The 2,429-nt window shown below is 55.0% G+C and carries 2 protein-coding genes; both read right to left on the bottom strand.

What is annotated here, in order from left to right; all coding sequences use genetic code 11:
* Nucleotides 1-381 precede the first annotated feature (381 nt).
* Nucleotides 382-2,007 (bottom strand): chaperonin GroEL, encoded by a 1,626-nt coding sequence (groL, locus tag ACXJ5O_RS24480; protein WP_457302175.1) that lies wholly within the window; start codon nt 2,005-2,007, stop codon nt 382-384.
* A 70-nt stretch (nt 2,008-2,077) separates the two neighbouring features.
* Nucleotides 2,078-2,371 carry a co-chaperone GroES gene (locus ACXJ5O_RS24475; RefSeq protein ID WP_457302176.1) on the bottom strand — a complete coding sequence of 98 codons (294 nt, stop codon included), beginning with the start codon at nt 2,369-2,371 and terminating at the stop codon, nt 2,078-2,080.
* Nucleotides 2,372-2,429 lie beyond the last annotated feature (58 nt).

Genomic DNA, 2,429 nt, shown 5'->3' with positions numbered 1-2,429 from the left:
ATCCCAAGCAGCTTCAAACAGCAACGGATGCGGTCGAAGATACCCGAAAAACCTCTGAAATCGATCGCAAGTCGACCACGGGCAAATAGATGGGGTCATCTAAGGCGTCCCAAACTGTCCACTCCGTCTATGAAACCGCATCATTAGCAAAGAGGTTCTCCGCAGGAACATCGAAGCCCATGCGGGAAGCGTTTTGCTGGGGCAGTGGACTAAATCTTGAAGTAAAACTGGCTTCTGGAAGCCCTCAAGCATGAACCTGGCGAGCGGGCTGACTACTAGTCTAACCCGCTTTATCCGAGCTTCCAGGAATTCAATGTCGATGTAATGAGCAAACATCGCGCCAAAAGCTTTGACGCGATGTCATGATACCGGGAACTGGGATTAGTATCCGGTACTTCTTGCGTCATTCATTCCGAGTGCTGCCGATGGTGAAATGTCGGCGATCATGGCTTCCGCTGTGATCAAAAGCCCGGCAATCGAGCCCGCATCCTGAAGGGCTGTGCGGACCACTTTAGCCGGATCGACGATGCCAGCCTCAATCATATCGACATAAAGTTCGGTCTGCGCGTTGAACCCCTGATTGGGTTTCTTGCTGTCCAAAAGTTTGCCGACAACGATCGAACCTTCGACACCAGAATTTTCGGCTATCTGTCGGATCGGAGCTTCAAGCGCTTGCAGCACAATCGAAATACCGGCGGTCACGTCGGCATTTGCTCCGGTAAGGGCAGCCAATGATGCCTTGGCACGCAACAGCGCGACACCGCCGCCTGGAACAACGCCCTCTTCCACCGCAGCACGCGTAGCGTTCAGCGCATCGTCAATACGGTCCTTCTTTTCCTTGACCTCGGTTTCGGTTGCACCACCCACACGGATCACGGCAACACCACCGGCAAGTTTTGCCAGTCGCTCCTGCAGCTTTTCCTTGTCATAGTCTGAAGTGGTTTCCTCGATCTGCGCTTTGATCTGCTGGACCCGCGCTGCGATGGCGGCCTTGTCGCCTGCACCCTCGACGATCGTGGTGGCTTCCTTGTCGATGAGGAGGCGTTTTGCCCGTCCGAGCATGTCGATCGTGACATTCTCAAGCTTGATGCCTAGATCTTCGGAGATCAGCTGACCACCGGTAAGGATCGCAATGTCCTCCAGCATCGCCTTGCGACGATCACCAAACCCCGGAGCCTTGACCGCTGCGACTTTGAGACCTCCGCGCAACTTGTTCACGACAAGGGTCGCCAAAGCTTCGCCTTCAACATCCTCGGAGATAGTCAAAAGCGGTTTGCCGCTCTGGACCACCGCTTCGAGGATCGGCAGCAAGGCCTGCAGATTGCCGAGCTTCTTTTCGTGAAGGAGAATGTAGGCGTCCTCCAGTTCGACCCGCATCTTTTCTGCATTGGTAACAAAATAGGGCGAGAGATAACCGCGATCGAACTGCATCCCCTCGACAACTTCGAGTTCGGTGTCGGCGGTCTTTGCCTCTTCAACGGTGATGACGCCCTCATTGCCGACCTTCTTCATGGCCTTGGCAATCATCTCACCAACGGTGGCATCGCCATTGGCGGCGATTGTTCCGACCTGAGCAATCTCTTCCGAAGTTTTGACCTTCTTCGCCCGCGCCTGAATGTCGGTGACAACAGCAGCCACGGCAAGATCGATGCCTCGCTTTAGATCCATGGGGTTCAATCCGGCCGCAACTAGCTTTGCACCCTCACGCAAAATGGAGGCGGCCAACACCGTCGCTGTGGTGGTTCCGTCACCGGCGAGATCATTTGTCTTTGACGCGACTTCGCGGATCATCTGTGCGCCCATGTTCTCGAACTTGTCGGCAAGCTCGATTTCCTTGGMGACAGTTACGCCGTCTTTGGTAATGCGCGGCGCACCAAAAGAGCGGTCAATGATGACATTGCGTCCCTTTGGGCCAAGCGTCACCTTGACGGCGTTGTTCAGTATCTCGACGCCACTAAGGATCCGGTCGCGGGCGTCGGTGGAAAATTTGATTTCTTTGGCAGACATGCTTGTTCGTCCAGTTCGTTCTTGAAATTGAGAAGTGCGGCAATTGCCCATAGGGCATTCTTCGTTCCGCCTACTGGGTCTCGACGATGCCCATGATGTCCGTCTCCTTCATGATCAGGAGATCGTCGCCGTCAATCTTGACTTCGGCACCGGACCATTTGCCGAACAGAACGGCATCGCCTGCCTTGACATCGAGTGCGATCAGGGCGCCGCTTTCATCACGGGCTCCCGGTCCCACCGCAATAACTGTGCCTTCCTGCGGCTTTTCCTTGGCAGTGTCGGGAATAATGATCCCTCCCTTGGATTTGGTATCGCCTTCAGCGCGTCGAATGACGACGCGGTCGTGAAGTGGCCGGAATTTCATGAGGAACTCTTTCTGCAGCCAGACAATGTGGCTCACATGCCTTCATACCCTCATTGGC

This window comes from Phyllobacterium sp. P5_D12 (assembly GCF_054049495.1).
The sequence above is the reverse complement of the archived record's forward strand: the minus strand, read 5'-3'. Positions and strand labels throughout refer to the sequence as shown.